A 21,172-nucleotide genomic window follows, 5' to 3' on the forward strand; every position below is an offset into this window, starting at 1 on the left:
ACGAAGGTCGCGCACAGAAGGGGTCTCGTGCTCGTGCGCGCTGGGGCCAGGCGGCTGGGGCCGGGCGAGGCGGGGGTGCATGGGCGGCGGTCGGACATGCTGTCGACCTGGCCGGCGCATTCGCGGCGCGAGGCAGTCGCGGCGATTCGCAAGGGCGCGGATGTGCTGTTCGTCTCGCCGGTCTTCCCGACGCGTTCGCATCCGGGGGCGCGGACGCTGGGGCGGGTGCGGCTCGGCTTGATGATTCGCGGGCTCGGCGTGCCGGTGATCGCGCTCGGCGGAATGGACGCGCGGCGGGCCGAGGGACTCAGAGCGCTGGGAATCTACGGCTGGGCCGGGATCGACGCCTGGACCTAGAAGCGGAAGGCCGTGCCCACATAGACCGCCTGGCTGTCGCGCCGGTCGTCGGTCAGCTTGGGCAGGCGATCACGCTCGCTCTTGTAGCGGACGCCGGCAGTGACATCGAGGTTGCGAGTCAGCGAATAGGAGCCGCCCACGTCGATCGAATAGCTGGGCTTGTCGCCGATCAGCACCGGCGTGTTGGCGAGCGGCCGATCAGCCTCCGCCTGGACACGGCCCGAGACGCGCTTGCCGCTGTAGCTCACGCCGACATTGGCCTGTTCGCGCGAGCCGGGCTGCGTCACCAGATCGACGCGAGTCACGTCGCCCGAGACGGCGAAGCGCTTCCAGCCCACCGACACGCCGAGGTTGTACGCGATCGGCGCGAGGCTGACCGACGGCACGAGCGCACCGCGCTCGGCGACGCGCACGTTGCGAGTCGAGCGGGCGCGGACCGCGACCGTCACGCCGCGGCTGGCGCGACGCGATTCGGACGGCGTGAAGCGGAAGCCGCTGTCGGGAAGGCCGCTGCGCGCGAGAATCGCCGCGAGCTTGGGATCGGCCGCGGCGGGCGTGAAGACACCCAGCCGCGAAGTGGAGACGGACCGCTTGTCGAGGCTGCGCACGACATGGCCGCTCTCCTGCGCCTGGAGCGCGGGCGCGACGAGCGCGCCGGCGGCGCACAACGCCCCGAGCCCAGCTCCCGCGATCCAACGACCCAAACGCATGTTCACTCCCCTTACATGGTGTCGCCTACCATGATTCGCGACCGTGGTTCCACCGGCGGCACAAATTTCGTGCCAGTGTTGCACCATACCCACAGATTCCGCAGACAATTGGTGCCGAACCGGCCGGAAGCGGTGCGAATCGCCGCCTTGCTCCCGCCATATCAGCCCCTATAGATGCTCGGGCCTTTTTCTATCTGCCTTTAGGAATCTGTCGATGAACCGCCTGTTGCGCACCGCGATCCTGGGGTCGCTCGCTCTTTCGATCACTGCGTGCGGCGGCCACAAGCGCCCGGAAGCCGATCTTGCAGCGTCCAAGGTGACCACGATCGGCGTCAATTCCTATCTGTGGCGCGCGAGCCTCGACACGCTGAGCTTCATGCCGCTGCTGCAGACCGATTCGAACGGCGGCGTGATCGTCACCGACTGGTACGTGAATCCCAACGTCCCGACGGAGCGGATGAAGGTGACCGTCACCATCCTCGACCAGGACCTGCGCGCCGATGCGCTGCGCGTCGCGGCGCTTCGCGAAGTCAACACCAGCGGCCAGTGGGTGACCGCGCCGGTGCAGGCCGCGACCGTGCAGAAGCTCGAGGACATCATCCTCACCCGCGCCCGTGACCTGCGACGGGCTGCGGTCGTCAACTAAGACCCGGACGACAGGACAGTAGCAATGGCGTCGCGTTTCAACCCGCTGAAGGCGGACGCGGCGTGGCAGAAGGCGTGGGACGAACGCCGCACCTTTGCCGCGCGCGATGACAGCCCCAAGCCCAAGAGCTTCGTGCTCGAGATGTTCCCCTATCCGTCGGGGCGCATCCACATGGGCCATGTGCGCAACTACACGATGGGCGACGTGCTCGCGCGCTTCCGCCGGATGAAGGGCATGGAAGTGCTGCATCCGATGGGCTGGGACGCCTTCGGCATGCCGGCCGAGAATGCGGCGATGGAGAAGAAGGTCCATCCCGGCGCCTGGACGCGGCAGAACATCGCGACGATGAAGGCGCAACTCAAGCGGCTGGGTTTCGCGCTCGACTGGACGCGCGAGCTCGCCACCTGCGAGCCCGACTATTACGGCCAGGAACAGGCGCTGTTCCTCGACATGTTCGAGGCGGGGCTGGTCTATCGCAAGGAATCGGCGGTCAACTGGGATCCGGTCGACATGACCGTGCTCGCCAACGAGCAGGTGATCGACGGCCGCGGCTGGCGATCGGGCGCGCTGGTCGAGCGCAAGAAGCTCAGCCAGTGGTTCCTCAAGATCACCCAGTTCGCCGACGAGCTGCTCGAGGGCGTGCGCGGGCTCGAGCATTGGCCCGACAAGGTCAAGCTGATGCAGGAGAACTGGATCGGCAAGTCCGAGGGGCTGCAGTTCCGCTTCAAGCTTTCGACAGGCGGCGAAGTCGAGGTCTTCACCACCCGACCCGACACGATCTTCGGATCGAGCTTCGTTGCGATCGCGGCAGACCATCCGATCGCCCAGGCGCTCGCCGCTGAAAAGCCCGAGGTCGCCGCCTTCGTCGAGCGCTGCAAGCAGGGCGGCACCACGGCGGCCGAGCTCGAGACGCAGGAGAAGCTGGGTCTCGACACCGGCATTCGCGCGGCACATCCCTTTGACTCCAATTGGGATTTGCCGGTCTACATCGCGAATTTCGTGCTGATGGACTATGGCACGGGCGCGGTGTTCGGCGTGCCCGCGCACGACCAGCGCGATTTCGAGTTCGCGAGCAAATACGGCCTGCCGATCCGTCGCGTCGTCTCCGAAGGCGACAAGACCTCCCCCGAGTTCACCGATTCCGAGGCCTATACCGGGCCCGGCACGCTGGTGAACTCGCACTTCCTGGACGGCATGGACGTCCCCGACGCCAAGCGCGAAGTGATCCGCCGCGCCGAGGAAGGCGGCTGGGGCACCGGCACCACCGTCTGGCGTCTGCGCGACTGGGGCGTGAGCCGTCAGCGCTACTGGGGCACGCCGATCCCGATCATCCACTGCGAAGCCTGCGGGCCGGTGCCGGTGCCGCGCGACCAGTTGCCCGTGGTGCTGCCCGAGGACGTGAGCTTCGACGTGCCCGGCAACCCGCTCGACCGCCATCCGACGTGGAAGCACGTCGATTGCCCCAAGTGCGGCGCGGCCGCCCGGCGCGAGACCGACACGCTCGACACCTTCGTCGATTCGTCCTGGTATTTCATCCGCTTCGCCAGCCAGCCCGCGGACAAGCCGTTCGATAAGGCGGTGGCCGAGCAATGGCTGCCGGTGGGCCAGTACATCGGCGGCGTAGAGCATGCGATCCTGCACCTGCTCTACGCGCGCTTCTTCACGCGCGCGCTGCAGCACATGGGCAAGCTCGACGTGGCTGAGCCCTTCGCCGGGCTGTTCACCCAGGGCATGGTGACGCACGCCAGCTATTACCAGCTGGAGATGCACGAGGGCGTCGAGCGCAAGATCTACTTCGAGCCTTCGCAGATCGCGCGCCGCGGCGACGGCACGGCTTTCCTGCCCGAGACCGGTGAAGACGTGATCGTCGGCCGCATCGAGAAGATGTCGAAGTCGAAGAAGAACACCGTCGACCCGACCGAGATCGTCGACCAATATGGCGCCGACGCCACCCGCTGGTTCATGCTCTCCGACAGCCCGCCCGAGCGCGACCTCGAGTGGAGCGAGAGCGGCATCGAAGGCGCCTGGCGCTTCGTGAACCGGCTGTGGCGCCTGTTCGACGCGCTCGAGGATGGCGAAGGCGAGGACAAGGACCTCGACAAACGGCTGCATCGCACCATCGCAGGCGTGGCCGAGGACATCGAGGGCCTGGCCTTCAACAAGGCGGTCGCCAAGCTCTACGAAATGGTCAGCGCAGTCGAGAAGGCGCCGGTATCCGCCTCGCGCACCACGGCGATCCGCACGCTCGCGCGGATCGTGGCGCCGATGGTGCCGCATATCGCCGAGGAAGCCTGGGCCGGGATGGGCAATCAGGGCCTGATCGCCGACGCGGCCTGGCCCGACGTGGATCCGGCGCTGCTCGTCGACGATGAAGTGACGATCGCCGTGCAGGTGAATGGCAAGCTGCGCGATACGCTGCTAATGCCCAAAGGCGCGGCCAAGGACGTGGTCGAGGCGGCGGCACTTGCCTCCGACAAGATCGTTCGGACGCTCGAAGGCAAGCAACCGAAGAAGGTGATCGTCGTGCCCGACCGGCTGGTGAACATCGTCGCATGAAGCGCTGGGCGCTCCTGCTCGCCGCAGTGGCGCTCTCGGGCTGCGGGCTCAAGCCGCTTTACGGCGGCGGCGCCGCAGGGCCCGTCCGCTCGACCCTGGCGGCCGTCGAGGTGGCGCCGATACCGGGCCAGTCGGGCTGGCTCGTCGGCAATGCGCTGCGCGACCGGCTCGACGCCGGCAACCAGACTGCGCGCTACCGGCTCCAGGTCGAACTCGACGACCAGATCGCGGGCCTCGGCGTGCGCCGCGACGATTCGGTGGCGCGCGAACGCCGGACGCTGCGCGCGCGCTACCAGCTCGTCGATCTCTCCAGCGGCGCGGTGGTGCTCGACGCGACCGCCGGCTCTGATGCGGGAATCGACGTGGTCGGCAGCGAATATGCGACGATCGCGGCCGAACGCAGCGCGCTCGAACGACTCTCGGACATCGTCGCGGATCAGATCGTGGCGCGGGTGGCGCGCTTCGCCCAGTCCGCCCCCACGACCGACGCCACCGGCGCGCGATGAAGGCGACCGCGGGCCAGATCCGCGCCGCCGTCGACAAGCCCAACCCCGACACGCGCTTCTACCTGTTCCACGGCCCCGACGAGGCAGGCGCGGCAGAGCTCGCCGAGCGGCTGGCGCGCGCGCTGGGGCCCGATGCCGAGCGCGTCGACATCGACATGAAGGCATTGCGCGAGCAGCCGGGCCGACTGGCGGACGAGGCGGCGTCGATGTCGCTGTTCGGCGGGGTGCGCCATGTGCGCGTCTCCGCCATAGAGGAAGGCGCGAGCGAGGCCGTGGCGCTGCTGCTCGAGGCCGAGCGTGCGGGCAATCCGGTCGTGGCGATCGGTCCGGGTCTCAAGGCGAGCGGCAAGCTGGTCAAGGCGGCGATCGCCTCGCCGCGTGCGCTTGCCTTCGCCTGCTACGTCCCCGAGGGGCTCGACGCCGCCAAGCTCGCCCAAGGCATTGCGCGCGAGCACGGACTGCGGATGGCCAGCGACGTCGCCCAGGCGCTCGCCAGTGCATCCGGCGGCGACCGCGCGATCCTGACGCGCGAGATCGAGAAGCTGGCGCTCTATCTCGACGCCGCGCCCGACCGCCCGCGCGAGGCCGATGCCGACGCCTTCGAGGCGATCGGCGCCGACCATGGCGAGGGCGAGCTGTTCCATCTGATCGACGCGATCCTCGACGGGCGGCTCGACGTGGTCGGTGCCGAGCTCGGCCGGCTGGGAGGCGGCGGATCGGCGATCCCGCTGCTCCGCCAGCTGGTGCGCAAGCTGATGACGCTCGCCGAGCTGCGCGTGGACGTCGACGGCGGCGCGAACATCGCGCAAACGCTTGAGAAACATCGGGTTTTCTTCAAGGAAAAGCCTGCGATCGAGCGCGCGTTGCGCCGCTGGAATGCTGCCCAGATCGCGCGCGCGATCGAGAGGGTGCGCGAGACCGAACGCGCGATGATGCACGGCGCGAGCGCGGGCGACGTGCTGGCGGAAGCCGAATGCACCACCCTTGCCCGCCAGGCAGCGCGGGCGCGGGGCTGAGCGCGAAGCGTTCTCGAGACTTTCTTCTGAAAAGCGCTGGCTGCGGCGCTAGATGCGTTCGCCGCTCAGGCGCTGGCAGACCATGTCGAGCTGGTCGAGCGTCGAATAGGACAGAGTCAGCGTGCCACCCTTGCCGGCATGCGCGATGCGGACGTTGAGGCCGAGCACGTCGCCGAGCTGGCGCTCGAGCGCGGCGATGTCGGCGTTGCGGTCGGGCGCCTCGCCGCCCTTGCGCCGTGCCGATTCGGGCTTGGCCTCGCGGGCGAGCTTCTCGGCCTCGCGGACCGACAGTCCCTTGGCGGCGATCTCGCGCGCGAGCCGCTCGGCATCGGGGATGCCGACCAGCGCGCGGGCATGGCCCATCTCGATCGCGCCCTCGACCACCATCTGGCGGACGGTCTGGGGCAGCTCGAGCAGACGGAGCAGGTTCGCGACGTGGCTGCGCGACTTGTGGACGAGCCGCGCCAGCGCCTCCTGCGTGTGGCCGAACTCGCCGATCAGCCGCGCATAGGCCTCGGCCTCTTCGATCGCGTTGAGGTCCTGGCGCTGGATATTCTCGACCAGCGCGATTTCCATCGTCTCGGCGTCGGTGAGCTCGCGGACGATGACGGGGACTTCGTGGAGCCGCGCGCGCTGCGCCGCGCGCCAGCGGCGCTCGCCGGCGACGATCTGGTAGCTGTGGCCGTGCGGGCGCACGACGATCGGCTGGATCAGCCCGCGCGCGGCGATCGACTGCGCCAGGTCGTCCAGTGCCGCTTCGTCGAAATGCCGGCGCGGCTGGCCCGGGTGCGGCGCCATCGCGCTGACCGGGAGCATGCGGACGCCGGCCTGGCTGCCGCCCTCGGACGTGCCGGCGACGGGCGCCTCGGCAACATTGTCGCCGAGCAGGGCACTGAGGCCGCGGCCGAGGCCGGGACGGGGCTTGCGGGGAGCAGCGGCTGAGTCGGTCATGCGGCCTTCTTGAGCTTGGGCAGGCGGTCGATCACTTCGCGGGCGAGCGCGATATAGGCTTCGGAGCCGGCGCAGCGATAATCATAGATCAGCGCGGGCACGCCGTGGCTCGGCGCCTCGGAAAGGCGGACGTTGCGCGGGATCACCGTGTCGAACACCACCGGCCCGAGCACGGCGCGGACGTCGTCGGCGACCTGATCGGTGAGGCGGTTGCGGCGATCGTACATGGTCAGCGCGACGCCGAGGATCGACAGGCCGGGGTTGAAGCGACTGCGGATGCGCTCGACCGTGCTGAGCAGCTGGCTGAGCCCCTCGAGCGCGAAGAACTCGCACTGGAGCGGGACGAGCAGCGCGTGGGCGGCGACCATCGCGTTGATCGTGAGCAGGCCGAGCGACGGCGGGCAGTCGATCAACGCGACGTCCCAGCGATCACTGGCGTGGCGGGCGAGCGCGCTGTCGAGGCGGTGGGTGCGCGCGTCGAACTCGATCAGCTCGATCTCGGCGCCCGACAGGTCCTGCGTCGCAGGGACGACGTCGAGGCCGGGGACGCGCGTGGATACCACCACTTCCTCGAGCTGCACGTCACCGACGAGCAAGTCGTAAGAGGAGCGCTCGCGCTCGGCGCGGCCGATGCCGAGCCCGGTCGAGGCATTGCCCTGCGGGTCGAGGTCGATGAGCAGCACGCGCTTGCCGGTGGCGGCGAGCGCAGTGCCGATGTTGATGGCAGTGGTGGTCTTGCCCACCCCGCCCTTCTGGTTGGCGATCGCTATGCAGATCATCTGGGCCGGACCCCCCGCGCTACGACGATGCCGGATTCCGGCTGGGTGATGCTTGGTTCCACGTGGAACACACCTTGCCATTTCGCTTGCGCCGCTTCCACCTCCGATTGCGCGTTGCGGCCCTTGGGAAGCAGCCAGACTGTGGATGAATCGGTGCAATGTTCTGTGGATGCGAGCAGCTGCGACAGCTCGGCGACCGCCCGGGCCGAGATCACGGCGGCGCGGTTGAGCGGCTTGTAGGTCTCGATTCGCGATTCCTGGACGGTGACGCGACTGGCGAGCCCGAGTTCGGCAGCCGTGCGCCGGAGGAAGTCGGCACGTTTGGCGCGGGGTTCGACGAGCACCACCGGGCGCTCGACGATGATACCGACGACAATGCCGGGGAGGCCGGCGCCTGAGCCGACATCGACCCAGGCACCCCGCCCCGCGCCTTCGGCCAGCGGAACGAGCTGCGCCGAGTCGAGCAGGTGTCTGGTCCAGATCGTGTCGAAGGTCGACGCGGCGATCAGGTTCTGACGCTGTGATTCGACTTGGAGTAGATCGGCGTAGCGCGCGATCAGCGTTTCACGTGAAACACCGAAGCGATCGCGGATCCGAGCGCGGGCTTCGTCCTCGGTCAAGCGGCCGACCTCCGGGCATGGAGAAGGATCGCGGAAAGCGCCGCGGGAGTAATGCCACGGATGCGCGAGGCGGCACCGATGGTCTCGGGACGCGCGGCGGCAAGGCGTTCCACCATTTCGTTGGAGAGGCCGGGGACCGCGGCGAAGTCGAGGTCGGCGCGGAGGCGGACATTGTCGTTCGCGCGGAGCTGGGCGACCTCGGCCTCCTGCCGTTCGAGATAGGGCGCATAACGCGCGTCCTCGACGAACTCGGCGAGCAGCTCGGGGTCGGTGTCCAGGACATCGGAGACATGCGAGAGCTCGACCGTAGGAAAGCGCAGCCACTCCCTGGCGCTGCGCCGGCCGCCGTCGAGCGCGACCGGGGCACCCTTGTCACGGAGCTGGCTGGCGGTGTGCAGCGTCGCGAAATGGCGTTCGAGCTTGTCGCGCTCCTCTGCACGCCATTGCATGCGGGCGATCCGATCGGGCCCGAGGCAATCGAGGCGTTCTGCGGTTCGCCCGAGCCGGGTCTCGGCATTGTCGGCGCGCAGGCGCAGGCGGAACTCGGCGCGGGCGGTGAGCATGCGATAGGGTTCGGTGACGCCCTGGAGCACGAGATCGTCGATCATCACGCCGAGATAGCTTTCGGCGCGGTCGAGCACCAACGCCTCGCGGCCGCACGCATGCGCCGCGGCGTTGATCCCAGCGACCAGCCCCTGCCCCGCCGCTTCCTCATAGCCCGTTGTGCCGTTGATCTGCCCAGCGAAGAACAGCCCTGGAATTGCCGGGAGCGCAAGCGTCGATTCGAGCGCACGCGGATCGATATAGTCATACTCGACCGCATAGCCGGGGGTAACGATGCGGCAGCGCTCGAGCCCCGGGACCGAGGCGACCATCGCCTCCTGCACATCGACGGGCAGCGAGGTCGACATGCCGTTGGGATAGATCAGATGCGTTCCGAGCCCTTCGGGCTCGAGGAAGATCTGGTGGCCGTCGCGATCACCGAAGCGATGGATCTTGTCCTCGATCGACGGACAATAGCGCGGCCCCTGCGCATCGATCGCGCCGGTGAACAGCGGCGAGCGGTCGAGCCCCGCGCGGATCGCATCGTGCGTCGCCGAGGTGGTGCGCGTCACGCCGCAATGGAGCTGCGGCAGCGCGCGTCCACGAGTCATCGGCGACATGGTCCAGGGCTCGTCGTCGGACGGCTGCTCGGCGATGCGCGCCCAGTCGATCGTCCGCCCGTCGAGCCGCGGCGGCGTTCCGGTCTTGAGCCGAGCCATCGGCAGCGACAGCGCGCGCAGCTGCTCGGCAAGGCGCGTCGCCGCCGCCTCATCGATGCGCCCGCCGTCGAGCCGTTCTTCGCCGCGGAAGATCCGGCCGCCGAGGAAGGTCCCCGTTGCCAGCACTACTGCGCGGGCGCCGAGCAGCGCACCGTCGGCAAGCCGCACCCCCGCTACGCGTCCGCCGTCGAGTTCGAGCGCTTCGGCCTCGCCGCCAATCAATTCCAGATTTGCCTGCGCGGCGAGCATCGCCTGGATTGCCGATGCGTAGCGCGTGCGGTCGGCCTGGACACGCGGCCCCTGCACGGCAGTGCCCTTGCTGCGATTGAGCATGCGGTAATGAATGCCGGCGGCATCGGCAGCGCGTGCGATCAGCCCGTCGAAGGCATCGACTTCGCGCACCAGATGTCCCTTGCCTAGTCCGCCGATCGCCGGATTGCACGACATGGCGCCCAGCTTAGCCAGGTCGAAGCTCAGCAACGCCGTGCGCGCGCCGCGCCGCGCAGCCGCAGCCGCAGCTTCGGTGCCCGCATGGCCCCCGCCGATCACGATCACGTCGAATTGCATGGCTCTGCAGCTAGGGATTGTGGCGCCGAAGGTCAAAAGCGTTCCACGTGGAACAATCATTTTCCGATGCAGAATCGGCCGAACAGAGCGTCGAGCATCGCTTCGACGCCGGCACGTCCGGTGATAGCGTCGAAGGCGATACGCGCGCTGCGCAACTCCTCGGCGAAAAGCAGCAGGTCCGCCTGACCGCCGGCCCGACGCAACGCCCCCGCCGCATCGAGACAGAGGCCACGTTGGCGCTGGTTGAGCGCAACCATGTCCGGGGGCGGCAACAGGGTCGCGGCTAGCCGGGCGAGCCGCTCCCACAGCGCCTCGATTCCTTCGCCGGTCAGCGCGGAGAGCGACAGGTCCTTGCCCTCCCCCTTGGCCCGTCCCATCTCGTCGGCCCGGGCATGAATCCACAAGCACGCCGGATGCTCCGGCGGCGGCGCGTCGTCGAGCCACAGCAAAATGTCGGCGGACGCGAGCGCGTCGCGCGCTCGTGCGATACCGATCTCCTCGATCGTGTCGCCCGGGGCTTCGTTGAGTCCCGCGGTATCGACGAACAGCCAGGCAACCCCGCCGCGCATCACCGGCGCCTCGATCCGGTCGCGCGTCGTGCCCGCAATGGCAGACACGATCGCCGCGTCACGCCCGACGAGCGTATTGAGCAAGGTCGACTTGCCGGCATTGGGGGGGCCGGCGAGCACCACGCGCAAGCCGTCGCGCAGCCGCTCGACCGCCGGCCGTGCGGCTACCGCGTCGACGTCGTCCGCCAGAGCCGTCGCCGCGCGCCGCAATTCCGGCAACGGATCGGCGAACCCAGCGACATCGTCCTCGTCGCTGTGATCGAGCAGCGCCTCGGCATGCGCGGCGAGCGCGAGCAACCGCGCTTCCCAGCGCTCGACTTCGCGCCGCACCGCGCCTTCCGCCGACCGCATCGCAACGCGGCGCTGGGCTTCTGTCTCGGCGGCGAGCAAGTCGCCCAGCCCTTCCGCCTCGCTCAGATCGAGCCGGCCGTTCGACAGCGCGCGCCGCGTGAACTCACCGGGTTCGGCAGGGCGCAGCCCTTCGAGCCCAGCCAGCACCGCCTCGACCGCACGCACGACGGCCCGTCCACCGTGGAGATGCAGCTCGGCGAGATCCTCGCCCGTCGCGCTCCGCGGACCCGGAAAGACAAGCACCAGGGCACGATCGAGCAGTTCGCCGCTTGCGGGATCGCGGAGCGCGCGCAGCGCCGCACGCCGCGGCTCGGGCAGCGTGCCACTCAGAGCCTCCGCTGCGGCGAAGGCGCTGCTGCCGCTCAGCCGCAACACCGCGATCGCCGCGGGAGGCGCGCCGCTCGATACCGCGAAAATCGTATCCATGCTCAGCCGGCCTTGTTCGAGCTCCCGCCTTCGAACAGTCCCCGCCAGAAATTCATTCCCGCCTCGCCCATCGGCGCCCAGCTGCGCATCATTGCCTCGAATGCCTCAGGATTCACTTGTTTATCAATGGCTTCTGTCATCATTGCGACATAGCGCTCGTGCACCGGGGAGAGATCCGGCAGCCCCATGGCGCGGCGCGCCTCCTCAGGCGTGCACTCGACTTCGACATTGATCTTCATCGGGCTCTTCTCCGCTTGAGCGCATCGCGCTAGCCTTCGGCCATGTATGCGCGCGACCACGCCCTGATCGCAACGCCTGTCGGTCCGCTGCGGATCGAAGGCGACGATGCGCAGGTCACCGGCCTGTGGATCGGAGGCGAGGGACAGGCACAGGCCGGCAGCGCCACTGCGGTGCGCCTTGCCGCCGAGCAGCTCGGCCAATGGTTCGCCGGCGAGCGGCGCGACTTCGATCTTCCGCTCGCCCCCGCCGGCACGCCGCGCGGGGAAGCGCTTCGTGCAGGCCTGGTCGCCGTTCCCTATGGCGAGACGCTCAGCTATGGCGCGCTCGCCGAGCAGCTTGGCTCGAGCGCACGCGCAATCGGCCAGCTCTGCGCGCGCAACCCCTTCCCCATCGTCGTGCCGTGCCACCGCGTGCTCGCCGGCGGGGGCAGGCTGGGCCATTATTCGGCGGGCGAAGGGCCCGCCACCAAATCCTGGCTGCTCGAGCACGAGCGCCGCCATTCGGGAAGGACATTGCTATGACGGGCACGATCACGATCGACGCGCTGGACGGCAGCGGCAGCTTTCATGCCTATGTCGCCGAGCCGGAGGGGACTCCCCGCGCCGCGATCGTCGTGATCCAGGAGATCTTCGGCGTGAACCCAGGCATCCGCGCGCGCTGCGATCGCTGGGCGGAGAACGGCTATCTCGCCGTGGCGCCCGATCTCTTCTGGCGGATCGAGCCGGGCGTCGAGCTCGATCCGGACGTGCCCGACCAGTTCCAGCGCGCGCTGGGGCTGATGGGCAAGTTCGATCAGGCGCAGGGCGTCTCGGACATCGAAGCGACGATCAAGGCGGCACGCGCGCGGCTCGGCGCGGGCGGCAAGGTCGGCGTGGTCGGATACTGCCTCGGCGGCCGACTGGCCTTCATGTGCGCGACGCGGACCGATTCGGACGCAAGCGTCGGCTATTACGGCGTCGGCATCGACAATCTGCTCGGCGAGAAGCACGCGATCGCCCATCCGGTGCTGCTCCACATCGCCGAAGCCGACCATTTCGTCACGCCCGACATCCAGGCGAAGATGCACGAGGGGCTCGACGACCACCCCAAGGTGACGCTGTGCGATTATCCGGGCGTCGATCACGGCTTCGCGACCGAGAGCGGCAAGCGGCGCTCGGAAGAGGCCGCGCAGCTGGCGGACAAGCGCACGGCGGCGTTCTTCGCGGAGAATCTGGGCTAGGATTGCCCGGCGCAGGACAACGTCATCCCCGCCTTCCCGGGGATGACGGCAAGTCGGTAACGCTCAGCCGAAGAAGCTGATGATCCCCGGCGTGCCGTGGGTGCCGACCCAGCCTTCGTAGATCATCTTGAACGCGACGAAGACGATCACCGCCAAGCCGAAATAGGCGATCCAGCGATAGCGATCGATCAGCTTGGCGATGAAGTTCGCGGCGAGGCCCATCAGCGCGACCGAGAGCAGCAAGCCGACCACCAGGATGCCCGGATGCGCGCGGGCCGCTCCAGCGACCGCGAGGACATTGTCGAGGCTCATCGAGACGTCGGCGACCGCGACGGCCCAGGCGGCGCCCACGAAGCTCCGCGCAGGCTTGAGCCCAGAGCGCTCGTCGCCCTCGATCTCTTCCGAACCCTCGCTATGCGCGCCGGCGCGAATCTCGCGCCAGAATTTCCAGCTCACCCAGAGCAACAGCAGCCCGCCGGCAAAGACCAGCCCGACGATTCCCATCAGCCAGCTGACCGCCAGCGCGAAGAGGATGCGCAGGACAAGCGCCGCGCCGATGCCGATCAGGATGACCTTCTTGCGCTGGTCCGCGGGAAGTCCTGCGGCAAGCGCGCCGACGACGATCGCATTGTCGCCCGCGAGCACCAGGTCGATCATCAGCACCGAGCCGAAGGCGGCCAGCGCGCGCGGATCGTCGAGATTGGAGAAATCGGCGACGATATGGTGCCAGATGTCCAGCGGAGAACCGGCTCCGGCCGTGGCAGCGCTGAGGATCATTTCGAGCATGTATTAATCCCTAACGCCGGGAACGGCGTGCGCAAGGGTACGCAAAGGGGACCAGCGGGTTCCGCGCCTCGTTCGTGCCGACGCATCGTCGGCCAGGCCACAACCCCGTCGGCGGGCCTTACGCGGGCCTGCGGCAGCGTGCCGCAGCCCGCGCGGCACGGCTTACTGGTTCATGCTGTCGAAGAAGTCCTCGTTGGTCTTCGAGTCCTTCATCTTGTCGAGCAGGAACTCCATCGCATCGACGGTGCCCATCTGCATCAGGATGCGGCGCAGCACCCACATCTTGGTGAGCTTGGCCTTCTCGACCAGCAGCTCTTCCTTGCGGGTGCCCGACTTGCCCACGTCGAGCGCCGGGAAGATGCGCTTGTCCGCCACCTTGCGGTCGAGGACGATTTCCGAGTTGCCGGTGCCCTTGAACTCTTCGAAGATGACTTCGTCCATGCGGCTGCCGGTGTCGATCAGCGCAGTGGCGATGATCGAGAGCGAGCCGCCTTCCTCGATGTTGCGCGCGGCGCCGAAGAAGCGCTTCGGACGCTGGAGCGCATTGGCGTCGACACCGCCGGTCAGCACCTTGCCCGACGACGGCACCACCGTGTTGTAGGCGCGGCCGAGGCGCGTGATCGAGTCGAGCAGGATCACCACGTCCTTCTTGTGCTCGACCAGGCGCTTGGCCTTTTCGATCACCATTTCAGCCACTTGTACGTGACGCTGTGCCGGCTCGTCGAAGGTCGAGCTGATGACCTCGCCCTTCACGCTGCGCTGCATGTCGGTGACTTCCTCGGGGCGCTCGTCGATGAGCAGCACGATCAGGAAGACTTCGGGGTGGTTGTCGGTGATCGCCTTGGCGATGTTCTGGAGCAGCACCGTCTTACCCACGCGCGGCGGGGCGACGATCAGCGCGCGCTGGCCCTTGCCCTGCGGCGCGACGATGTCGATCACGCGCGCCGACTTGTCCTTGATCGTCGGATCGAGCGTGTCGAGGCGCAGCTTCTGCTCGGGATAGAGCGGAGTGAGATTGTCGAAATTGACCCGGTGACGCACGGCGTCGGGATCGTCGAAATTGACCGAGACGAGGCGCGTGAGCGCGAAATAGCGCTCGCCGTCCTTGGGCGCGCGGATCTCGCCTTCCACCGTGTCGCCGGTGCGCAGGCCGAATTTGCGGACCTGATTAGGCGAGACGTAAATGTCGTCGGGGCCGGCCAGGTAATTGGCCTGGGGGCTGCGCAGGAAGCCGAAGCCGTCGGGCAGCACCTCGATCGTGCCCTCGCCCATGATCTGCTCGCCATTCTCGGCCTGCGCCTTGAGGATCGCGAACAGCAGGTCCTGCTTGCGCAGCGTCGACGCGCTCTCCACGCCGAGCTCTTCGGCCATGGTGACCAGCTCTGCGGGCGGGGTCTTCTTGAGGTCCTTCAGGTGCATGGGGAGTCCGGGTGTTGCGGCTATGGGGGAGCGTCGGTCGGCGAAAGATGCGCGCGAGTTGCGATGCTGGAGGGAGGGTGCGCCCGGATGCCCGGAGCACAGGAGTCGAATTAGGTGCGCCCCCTGCCCAAGTCAACCGGGATCGGACCCGATTGAATCCTGTGCAATCGCGAGTCGCGGCGTCATGACGTCAGAAGGGCTTCACCACAGCCAGTATGACGATCAGGATCACGGCGAGCGCAGGGACTTCGCCGAGCATCCGCAGCCGGCGCTGCGCGATGTTGCCCACGCCGTGCGCAAGCTTCCTCGCATAGCCCACGGCCCAGCCGTGATAGGCGGAGAGCGCGACGACGAGCAGCAGCTTGGCATGGAGCCAACCGAGCCCGGGCTGGCCGTCGAACAGCCCGACGTTGGCCGCCAGCGAGAGCCCGAGCAGCCAGACGATCGCCATCGACGGGGTCAGGATCATGCGGCGAAGGAGCGCCTCGCGCTTTTCCCAGGCGGCAGCCTCGGGCGTGCCCAGCACCTCCTGGTGGTGCACGAGGTAGCGCGGCAGCAGGAACAGCCCCGCCATCCAGAAGATCACGAAGATGATGTGGAACGCCTTGACCCACAGATAGGCGTTGCCGAGAAATCCAGTCATGCTCGCCTCCGCTCGCGGGCCGTCATTCGCTGCCTCCCCGCACCCGCGCCAGCAGCTGCTCGACATGCGCGATCGGCGTGTCGGGCAGGATGCCATGGCCCAGGTTGAACACATGCGGGCGCCCGGCGAAAGCGGAAAGCACGCGGTCCACGGCGCTGTCGAGCTCGGCGCCGCCGGCAATCAGCGCGAGCGGATCGAGATTGCCCTGCACGGGCAGGTTCTCCGGGAGCGATGCGTGCGCCCAGGCCGGGTCGACCGTCTCGTCGATGCCGACTGCGTCGACGCCGGTCTCGCGCGCATAGGCGGGAAGCTTGCCGCCGGCGCCCTTGGGGAAGCCGATGACGACTGCCTGCGGGCAGCGCGCGCGCAGACCCTCGACGATCCGCACCGTCGGCGCGATCACCCAGCGCTCGAATTGCGCGGGGCTGAGGCTGCCTGCCCAGCTGTCGAATAGCTGGACGGCCTCGACGCCGGCCTCGATCTGCTTCGCCAGATAATCGATCGTGCAATCGACGATGCGATCGACCAGCGCCTGCATCAGCGCGGAATCGCCATAGGCCAGGCGCCGCGCCTCGGCCTGCTCGCGGCTGCCCTGGCCGGCGATCATATAGGTGGCGACGGTCCAGGGGCTGCCTGCGAAGCCGAGGAAGGTCGTCTCTGCCGGGAGCGCGGCCGCCACGCGGCGCACGGTCGCATAGACCGGATCGAGCAGCGCGGCGTCGGGTTCGAGCGCGTCGAGCACCGCGCGCGCCTGGACCTTGGGCGCCAGCCGCGGGCCCTCGCCGGTCTCGAACCACAGCTTTTGGCCGAGCGCCATCGGCACGACGAGGATGTCCGAGAAGAGGATCGCCCCGTCCATCGCGAAGCGGCGGATCGGCTGGAGCGTGATCTCGGCCGCGGACTCGGGATCCATCGCCAGTTCGAGGAAACCGCCCTTTTCGGCGCGCAACGCACGATATTCGGGCAGGTATCGCCCGGCCTGGCGCATGAGCCAGATCGGAGGGATCGGCTGCTTCTCGCCGCGCAGCGTCGCGAGCAGGGGCTTGGGAGTCGAAATGCTCAGATCGGCCTCTTTCCAGATTCAATAAGAGAAGAATCTAAGAGTTGTTGGAGTCTGTTGGCGCGTGGAAGCCGGGGCTTATGCGCCGATCCGCACTTTGCCAACAGATTGACTCAGGAGGGTCCACGGACTCCCTCGGATTCGATTCAGCCCTCCCCGCTTTCCACAGGCTGTGAACCGGAACGCAGGTTCGTGGACGGGGTTGTGGAAGAATCACGCGCCGGAGTCCCGGTTTTCGCGTGCTTGGACCGCGCGCCCGGTTGCGCTACCGCCTGTCCGTCATGTTCTCCACAGATTCACTCACGGCCTGATGCGGCTGCACCTGCATCTGCTCTCGGACTCCACCGGCGAGACGCTGGAGAATATCGCCAAGGCCGCGCTCGCGCAGTTCGACGACGTCGAGACGCTGCGGCACTTCTGGCCGATGGTGCGCTCCGAAGCGCATCTCGAGCGCATCCTTCAGGAGATCGCGCAGAACCCGGGGCTGGTGATCTTCACTTTGGTCAACAGCGACATCCGCCGCACGCTCGAGGCGCGCTGCCGGGCGATGGGGCTGCCGGCGATCGCCCCGCTCGACCCGGTGAGCCACGCACTGTCCAACCTGCTCGGCCAGGAAGCCAAGGCACGCCCCGGAAGGCAGCACATGCTCGACGCCGCCTATTTCGCGCGCGTCGACGCGATCCAGTTCACCATCGCCCATGACGACGGGATCGGCGCCGAGGATTGGGAGGAATCGGACATCGTGCTGGTCGGCGTCTCGCGCTCGTCCAAGACGCCGACGTCGATCTATCTCGCCAATCGCGGCTTCAAGGTCTCCAACATCCCGATCGTGGTCGAGGCCCCGCCGCCGCCCGAGCTGTTCCAGCTCAAACATCCTTTGGTCGTGGGCCTCACCACCAGCGCCGACCGGCTCGTCCAGATCCGGCGCAACCGGCTGCTCTCGCTCAACCAGAACCAGGAGACGAGCTATGTCGATCAGGATTCGGTCCAGCGCGAGATCGCCTATGCGCGCCGCATGTTCGCCGACAACGGCTGGCCGGTGATCGACGTGACACGCCGATCGATCGAAGAGACCGCGGCGGCGATCATCCAGCTCTGCAACGAGCGCGCGATGGAGGCGAAGGACGCATGACGACTCTGGTCCTCGCCTCGCAAAGCGCCTCGCGCCGCGCGATGCTCAACGACGCCGGCGTGCCGCACGAGGCGCTTGCGGCGCAGGTCGACGAAGCCTCGGCAAAGGAATCGCTGCTCGCCGAAGGAATCCGTCCGCGCGACCTGGCCGATGCGCTCGCCGAATTGAAGGCGCTCAAGGTCTCCAAGATGGTGCCCCAGGCGTTGGTGCTCGGCGGCGATTCGCTCGTCGCGCTCGACGACGGGACCTTGCTCGACAAGCCCGAGAGCCGCGAACAGGCGGGCGAGCATTTGCGCCGCATGTCGGGCAAGACGCACGACATCTACAGCGCCGCGGTGATCGCCGAAGCGGGGCGGCCGGTGTGGCGCCACGTCGATCGCGCGCGGCTGCACGTCCGCCCCCTCTCGGAGGAATTCATCGAGCGCTATCTCGACTGGGAATGGCCCGCGATCGCCGGCTGCGTCGGCTGCTTCCGGATCGAGGGGCCGGGCGTCCAGCTGTTCAGCCGCACCGAGGGCAGCCACTTCACCATCCTCGGCATGCCGCTGCTCCCGATCCTCGACTATCTGCGCGTGCGGAAGGTTCTGACGTCATGACTGCCTATGCCGAAGTGATCGGCGACCCGATCGCGCATTCCAAGTCGCCGCTGATCCACGGCTTCTGGCTGAAAGCGCTCGGCATCGACGCCGAATATCGCGCGACGCACGTCACGCCTGACGGGCTCGCCGCCTATTTCGACGCACGCCGCGGCGACCCGGACTGGCGCGGCTGCAACATCACCATCCCCCACAAACAGGCTGCGCTCGACCTGGTCGAGGACCGCGGCGGCGTCCGCGCGACGATCGGCGCGATCAACACCGTCGTCCGGGCCGAAGATGGCGTCCTGGTCGGCACCAATACCGACGCCGGCGGCTTCTATGCCCCGATCGCGGGGCTCGATCTCGAAGGCCGCCACGCCGTGGTGGTCGGCGCCGGCGGCGGCGCGCGCGCGATCCTCTTCGCCTTGTCGCGCGTCGGCATCGGCCGCGTGACGATCCTCAACCGCAACGTGCTCAAGGCCGCGGCCTTGCTGTCGAGCTTCGGGATCAAGGGCGATGCATTGCCGCTCGCCAGCCCGCTTCCGCCCGCCGATCTGCTGGTCAACGCCAGCGCGCTCGGCATGAAGGGCCAGCCGCCGCTCGAGCTCGACCTGTCGCCGCTCCCGGAGCACGCCGTGGTCTATGACATCGTCTATGCGCCGCTCGAGACCGAGCTGCTTGCCCAGGCGCGCGAGCGTGAGCTCGACACCGTCGACGGGCTCGAGATGCTCGTGGGCCAGGCCGCGCTCGCCTTCGAACTCTTCTTCGGCGCCGAACCGCCGCGCGACCGCGACGAGGAGCTGCGCGAGCTGCTGCTCAAATGATCAAGCTGGGCCTCACCGGCTCGATCGGCATGGGCAAGTCGACCGTTGCGCGCATGTTCGCCGACGAAGGCGTGCCGGTGTTCGACGCCGATGCGGTGGTCCACCAGCTCCAGGGCCCCGGTGGCGCGCTGGTCGCGGCGATCGAGGCGCAATTCCCCGAGACCACCGGCGCCGAGGGCGTCAACCGCACTGCGCTGCGCGAGGCACTATACGGCAATCCCGAAGCCTTCGCCCGGCTCGAGGCACTGATTCATCCCGCGGTCGCGCGCGCGCGCGAGGCGTTCCTCGACGCCCATAGCGAGGCGTCGCTGGTCGTGCTCGACGTGCCCCTGCTGTTCGAGGCGGGTGGCTGGCAGAATGTCGACAAGATCGCCGTGGTGTCCGCGCCCGCCGACGTGCAGCGCGCACGCGTGCTCGACCGGCCCGGCATGACCGAGTCGCGCTTCGCCGAGATCCTCGCCCGCCAGCTTCCCGACGCCGAGAAGCGCGCGCGCGCGGACTTCGTCATCGCCACCGGCGGCAGGCTGGAGGAGACGCGCGACCAGGTGCGGCGGGTCATCGCTTGCGTCTCGCCTCCGGCAGGAGGATAAGCGCAGAAATGCGCGAAATCGTGTTCGATACCGAAACGACGGGGCTCAGCTTCCCAGGCGGAGACCGGCTGGTCGAGATCGGCTGCGTCGAGCTCCACAACCGGGTCATGACCGGCCGGACCTTCCACGCCTATATCAATCCCGAGCGGCCGGTGCCGGTCGAGGCATTCAATGTCCACGGCCTCTCGGACCGCTTCCTTGCGGACAAGCCGCGCTTCGACGAAGTCGTCGAGGACCTGCTCGAATTCATCGGCGATTGCCCGCTGGTCGCGCACAATGCGACCTTCGACTTCGGGTTTCTCAACGGCGAGCTCGGCCGCTGCGCGCGCCCGCTGGTCGACATGGGCCGGATGGTCGACACGCTGGCGATCGCGCGCGTCCGCCACCCCGGCGCCAAGCACACGCTCGATGCGCTGTGCGTGCGCTACGGCATCGATCTCAGCGCGCGCACGCTGCATGGCGCGCTGCTCGACGCGCAGCTGCTGGCGCAGGTCTATGTCGAGCTGACCGGCGGCCGCCAGATCACTTTGGGCCTGGCGGTGGACACGCCGGTGGTCCGCGAGACGGCGCAGGAGGCGCCCACGCGCGTCCATGTGCGCCCGGCACGGCATTTCATGCCCTCGGCTGCGGAACTTGAACGCCACGCAGCCTTTCTCAAGACGGTGGAGGAGCCGCTTTGGGGCGCTGCCGCGTCGGGATGACGCATATGGCCGCGTTCCGAGCTGCTCCAGATTAAGTACGGAGGAAAGTCCATGGAGATCCGGGTTTCGGGGCATCAGGTCGACACCGGTGGCGCGCTTCAGACGCAGGTGACCGATCGACTCCAGGGCGTCGCGAACAAATATTTCTCACGCGCGCTTTCCTCGCAGGTCACCTTCGGCAAGGGCCCGCGCGACAACGGCTTCACCTGCGACATCGTCATGCACGTGATGCAGGGGCTGGTGCTCAAGGCGACCAACAGCGGCATGGAAGCGCATGGCGCGTTCGACGGGGCAGCCGATCGCATCGACAAGCAGCTGCGCCGCTATGTCCGCCGCCTAAAAGATCGCCACAACGGCACGGTCAATGCGCTGGCCGACGGCGCGGCCTATGACGGCGTCCAGGACAATGCCGGCTACACGCTGTTCCGCGAGGCGGCCGAGGAAGAAGAGCCCGCGGAAGCCCCGCTGATCATCGCCGAAACGCGCGTCGACGTGCCCGAAGCGAGCGTGTCCGACGCGGTGATGATGCTCGACCTTCGCAATACCAATGCATTGCTCTTCCGAAATTCGGGTACAGGCGCGTACAATATGGTGTATCGCCGCGGCGACGGAACGATTGGCTGGGTCGAACCCAATCGCGCGACCGCTTGAACCTGCTGCCCCG

At 68.1% G+C, this 21,172-nt stretch carries 24 protein-coding genes; 13 read left to right on the top strand and 11 right to left on the bottom strand.

The window, feature by feature from the left end:
* Positions 1 to 27: 27 nt before the first annotated feature.
* A complete protein-coding gene (locus J7500_RS18515; protein ID WP_367112963.1) occupies positions 28 to 357 on the top strand; it encodes a thiamine phosphate synthase in 330 nt (109 codons plus the stop codon).
* On the opposite strand, the gene J7500_RS04105 is transcribed toward J7500_RS18515, so the two are convergent.
* On the bottom strand, positions 354 to 1,067 hold the full coding sequence (locus J7500_RS04105; RefSeq protein ID WP_294060183.1) for a hypothetical protein: 714 nt from the start codon (positions 1,065 to 1,067) through the stop codon (positions 354 to 356). The genes J7500_RS18515 and J7500_RS04105 overlap by 4 nt on opposite strands.
* A 214-nt stretch (positions 1,068 to 1,281) precedes the next feature.
* Here J7500_RS04105 and J7500_RS04110 point away from each other — a divergent pair, with 214 nt between their 5' ends.
* Genes J7500_RS04110 through holA form a run of 4 tightly spaced genes read left to right on the top strand, consistent with a single transcriptional unit; the run spans position 1,282 to position 5,791 of the window.
* Positions 1,282 to 1,713, top strand: a complete 432-nt coding sequence (locus J7500_RS04110; protein WP_294060184.1) for a DUF3576 domain-containing protein — start codon at positions 1,282 to 1,284, stop codon at positions 1,711 to 1,713.
* 24 nt (positions 1,714 to 1,737) lie between these two features.
* Entirely contained in the window at positions 1,738 to 4,269 is a 2,532-nt protein-coding gene (gene leuS / locus J7500_RS04115) for a leucine--tRNA ligase (RefSeq protein WP_294060185.1), read from the top strand.
* Entirely contained in the window at positions 4,266 to 4,775 is a 510-nt protein-coding gene (lptE, locus tag J7500_RS04120; RefSeq protein ID WP_294060186.1) for an LPS assembly lipoprotein LptE, read from the top strand. Before leuS ends, lptE begins: the two co-directional genes overlap by 4 nt.
* On the top strand, positions 4,772 to 5,791 hold the full coding sequence (gene holA, locus J7500_RS04125; RefSeq protein WP_294060188.1) for a DNA polymerase III subunit delta: 1,020 nt from the start codon (positions 4,772 to 4,774) through the stop codon (positions 5,789 to 5,791). The genes lptE and holA overlap by 4 nt, the downstream gene beginning before the upstream one ends.
* 48 nt (positions 5,792 to 5,839) lie before the next feature.
* Here holA and J7500_RS04130 read toward each other — a convergent pair whose 3' ends face one another.
* The 6 genes from J7500_RS04130 to J7500_RS04155 are packed head-to-tail and all read right to left on the bottom strand — an operon-like array spanning position 5,840 to position 11,555.
* Positions 5,840 to 6,742, bottom strand: a complete 903-nt coding sequence (locus tag J7500_RS04130; protein WP_294060190.1) for a ParB/RepB/Spo0J family partition protein — start codon at positions 6,740 to 6,742, stop codon at positions 5,840 to 5,842.
* Positions 6,739 to 7,521 (bottom strand): ParA family protein, encoded by a 783-nt coding sequence (locus J7500_RS04135; protein WP_294060192.1) that lies wholly within the window; start codon positions 7,519 to 7,521, stop codon positions 6,739 to 6,741. Before J7500_RS04135 ends, J7500_RS04130 begins: the two co-directional genes overlap by 4 nt.
* Entirely contained in the window at positions 7,518 to 8,141 is a 624-nt protein-coding gene (rsmG, locus tag J7500_RS04140; protein ID WP_294060193.1) for a 16S rRNA (guanine(527)-N(7))-methyltransferase RsmG, read from the bottom strand. The genes J7500_RS04135 and rsmG overlap by 4 nt, the downstream gene beginning before the upstream one ends.
* The gene (gene mnmG, locus J7500_RS04145; protein WP_294060194.1) at positions 8,138 to 9,970 is read right to left on the bottom strand and encodes a tRNA uridine-5-carboxymethylaminomethyl(34) synthesis enzyme MnmG; all 1,833 of its coding nucleotides are present in this window, start codon (positions 9,968 to 9,970) and stop codon (positions 8,138 to 8,140) included. Before mnmG ends, rsmG begins: the two co-directional genes overlap by 4 nt.
* Before the next feature lie 56 nt (positions 9,971 to 10,026).
* Entirely contained in the window at positions 10,027 to 11,316 is a 1,290-nt protein-coding gene (gene mnmE / locus J7500_RS04150; protein ID WP_294060195.1) for a tRNA uridine-5-carboxymethylaminomethyl(34) synthesis GTPase MnmE, read from the bottom strand.
* Positions 11,317 to 11,318: 2 nt separating this feature from the next.
* The gene (locus tag J7500_RS04155) at positions 11,319 to 11,555 is read right to left on the bottom strand and encodes a DUF6489 family protein (RefSeq protein ID WP_294060196.1); all 237 of its coding nucleotides are present in this window, start codon (positions 11,553 to 11,555) and stop codon (positions 11,319 to 11,321) included.
* Between the two features lie 42 nt (positions 11,556 to 11,597).
* On the opposite strand from J7500_RS04155, the gene J7500_RS04160 reads away from it, so the two are divergent.
* Complete coding sequence (locus tag J7500_RS04160; RefSeq protein ID WP_294060197.1) at positions 11,598 to 12,077, top strand: methylated-DNA--[protein]-cysteine S-methyltransferase; 480 nt, start codon at positions 11,598 to 11,600, stop codon at positions 12,075 to 12,077.
* On the top strand, positions 12,074 to 12,775 hold the full coding sequence (locus tag J7500_RS04165) for a dienelactone hydrolase family protein (protein WP_294060198.1): 702 nt from the start codon (positions 12,074 to 12,076) through the stop codon (positions 12,773 to 12,775). The genes J7500_RS04160 and J7500_RS04165 overlap by 4 nt, the downstream gene beginning before the upstream one ends.
* Positions 12,776 to 12,838: 63 nt before the next feature.
* On the opposite strand, the gene J7500_RS04170 is transcribed toward J7500_RS04165, so the two are convergent.
* From J7500_RS04170 to hemE, 4 genes are all read right to left on the bottom strand, one after another.
* Complete coding sequence (locus J7500_RS04170; RefSeq protein WP_294060199.1) at positions 12,839 to 13,561, bottom strand: TerC family protein; 723 nt, start codon at positions 13,559 to 13,561, stop codon at positions 12,839 to 12,841.
* A gap of 162 nt (positions 13,562 to 13,723) precedes the next feature.
* Positions 13,724 to 14,980 (bottom strand): transcription termination factor Rho, encoded by a 1,257-nt coding sequence (gene rho / locus J7500_RS04175; protein WP_294060200.1) that lies wholly within the window; start codon positions 14,978 to 14,980, stop codon positions 13,724 to 13,726.
* 190 nt (positions 14,981 to 15,170) lie between these two features.
* On the bottom strand, positions 15,171 to 15,623 hold the full coding sequence (locus J7500_RS04180) for a CopD family protein (RefSeq protein ID WP_294060202.1): 453 nt from the start codon (positions 15,621 to 15,623) through the stop codon (positions 15,171 to 15,173).
* Between the two features lie 22 nt (positions 15,624 to 15,645).
* On the bottom strand, positions 15,646 to 16,686 hold the full coding sequence (hemE, locus tag J7500_RS04185) for a uroporphyrinogen decarboxylase (RefSeq protein ID WP_294060683.1): 1,041 nt from the start codon (positions 16,684 to 16,686) through the stop codon (positions 15,646 to 15,648).
* Positions 16,687 to 16,993: 307 nt separating this feature from the next.
* Here hemE and J7500_RS04190 point away from each other — a divergent pair, with 307 nt between their 5' ends.
* Genes J7500_RS04190 through raiA form a run of 6 tightly spaced genes read left to right on the top strand, consistent with a single transcriptional unit; the run spans position 16,994 to position 21,159 of the window.
* Positions 16,994 to 17,815: a pyruvate, water dikinase regulatory protein gene (locus J7500_RS04190; protein WP_294060203.1), complete on the top strand. Its 822-nt coding sequence runs from the start codon at positions 16,994 to 16,996 to the stop codon at positions 17,813 to 17,815.
* Positions 17,812 to 18,411, top strand: a complete 600-nt coding sequence (locus J7500_RS04195) for a nucleoside triphosphate pyrophosphatase (protein WP_294060204.1) — start codon at positions 17,812 to 17,814, stop codon at positions 18,409 to 18,411. Before J7500_RS04190 ends, J7500_RS04195 begins: the two co-directional genes overlap by 4 nt.
* Complete coding sequence (aroE, locus tag J7500_RS04200; protein WP_294060205.1) at positions 18,408 to 19,217, top strand: shikimate dehydrogenase; 810 nt, start codon at positions 18,408 to 18,410, stop codon at positions 19,215 to 19,217. Before J7500_RS04195 ends, aroE begins: the two co-directional genes overlap by 4 nt.
* The gene (coaE, locus tag J7500_RS04205; protein ID WP_294060206.1) at positions 19,214 to 19,807 is read left to right on the top strand and encodes a dephospho-CoA kinase; all 594 of its coding nucleotides are present in this window, start codon (positions 19,214 to 19,216) and stop codon (positions 19,805 to 19,807) included. The genes aroE and coaE overlap by 4 nt, the downstream gene beginning before the upstream one ends.
* A gap of 8 nt (positions 19,808 to 19,815) precedes the next feature.
* Positions 19,816 to 20,508 carry a DNA polymerase III subunit epsilon gene (gene dnaQ, locus J7500_RS04210; protein ID WP_294060207.1) on the top strand — a complete coding sequence of 231 codons (693 nt, stop codon included), beginning with the start codon at positions 19,816 to 19,818 and terminating at the stop codon, positions 20,506 to 20,508.
* A gap of 51 nt (positions 20,509 to 20,559) precedes the next feature.
* Positions 20,560 to 21,159 carry a ribosome-associated translation inhibitor RaiA gene (gene raiA / locus J7500_RS04215; protein ID WP_294060208.1) on the top strand — a complete coding sequence of 200 codons (600 nt, stop codon included), beginning with the start codon at positions 20,560 to 20,562 and terminating at the stop codon, positions 21,157 to 21,159.
* Positions 21,160 to 21,172: the final 13 nt, after the last annotated feature.

It is taken from the genome of Sphingomonas sp. (assembly GCF_017744835.1).
In the GTDB taxonomy this organism is placed as follows: Bacteria; Pseudomonadota; Alphaproteobacteria; order Sphingomonadales; family Sphingomonadaceae; genus Sphingomonas.

Excerpts from the sequence above, each read along its gene's own strand:
- J7500_RS04105 (WP_294060183.1), bottom strand. The coding sequence starts at position 1,067 with ATGCGTTTGGGTCGTTGGATCGCGGGAGCTGGGCTCGGGGCGTTGTGC.
- J7500_RS04110 (WP_294060184.1), top strand. The coding sequence starts at position 1,282 with ATGAACCGCCTGTTGCGCACCGCGATCCTGGGGTCGCTCGCTCTTTCG.
- leuS (WP_294060185.1), top strand. The coding sequence starts at position 1,738 with ATGGCGTCGCGTTTCAACCCGCTGAAGGCGGACGCGGCGTGGCAGAAG.
- lptE (WP_294060186.1), top strand. The coding sequence starts at position 4,266 with ATGAAGCGCTGGGCGCTCCTGCTCGCCGCAGTGGCGCTCTCGGGCTGC.
- holA (WP_294060188.1), top strand. The coding sequence starts at position 4,772 with ATGAAGGCGACCGCGGGCCAGATCCGCGCCGCCGTCGACAAGCCCAAC.
- J7500_RS04130 (WP_294060190.1), bottom strand. The coding sequence starts at position 6,742 with ATGACCGACTCAGCCGCTGCTCCCCGCAAGCCCCGTCCCGGCCTCGGC.
- J7500_RS04135 (WP_294060192.1), bottom strand. The coding sequence starts at position 7,521 with ATGATCTGCATAGCGATCGCCAACCAGAAGGGCGGGGTGGGCAAGACC.
- mnmG (WP_294060194.1), bottom strand. The coding sequence starts at position 9,970 with ATGCAATTCGACGTGATCGTGATCGGCGGGGGCCATGCGGGCACCGAA.
- mnmE (WP_294060195.1), bottom strand. The coding sequence starts at position 11,316 with ATGGATACGATTTTCGCGGTATCGAGCGGCGCGCCTCCCGCGGCGATC.
- J7500_RS04155 (WP_294060196.1), bottom strand. The coding sequence starts at position 11,555 with ATGAAGATCAATGTCGAAGTCGAGTGCACGCCTGAGGAGGCGCGCCGC.
- J7500_RS04160 (WP_294060197.1), top strand. The coding sequence starts at position 11,598 with ATGTATGCGCGCGACCACGCCCTGATCGCAACGCCTGTCGGTCCGCTG.
- J7500_RS04165 (WP_294060198.1), top strand. The coding sequence starts at position 12,074 with ATGACGGGCACGATCACGATCGACGCGCTGGACGGCAGCGGCAGCTTT.
- J7500_RS04170 (WP_294060199.1), bottom strand. The coding sequence starts at position 13,561 with ATGCTCGAAATGATCCTCAGCGCTGCCACGGCCGGAGCCGGTTCTCCG.
- rho (WP_294060200.1), bottom strand. The coding sequence starts at position 14,980 with ATGCACCTGAAGGACCTCAAGAAGACCCCGCCCGCAGAGCTGGTCACC.
- J7500_RS04180 (WP_294060202.1), bottom strand. The coding sequence starts at position 15,623 with ATGACTGGATTTCTCGGCAACGCCTATCTGTGGGTCAAGGCGTTCCAC.
- J7500_RS04190 (WP_294060203.1), top strand. The coding sequence starts at position 16,994 with ATGCGGCTGCACCTGCATCTGCTCTCGGACTCCACCGGCGAGACGCTG.
- J7500_RS04195 (WP_294060204.1), top strand. The coding sequence starts at position 17,812 with ATGACGACTCTGGTCCTCGCCTCGCAAAGCGCCTCGCGCCGCGCGATG.
- aroE (WP_294060205.1), top strand. The coding sequence starts at position 18,408 with ATGACTGCCTATGCCGAAGTGATCGGCGACCCGATCGCGCATTCCAAG.
- coaE (WP_294060206.1), top strand. The coding sequence starts at position 19,214 with ATGATCAAGCTGGGCCTCACCGGCTCGATCGGCATGGGCAAGTCGACC.
- dnaQ (WP_294060207.1), top strand. The coding sequence starts at position 19,816 with ATGCGCGAAATCGTGTTCGATACCGAAACGACGGGGCTCAGCTTCCCA.
- raiA (WP_294060208.1), top strand. The coding sequence starts at position 20,560 with ATGGAGATCCGGGTTTCGGGGCATCAGGTCGACACCGGTGGCGCGCTT.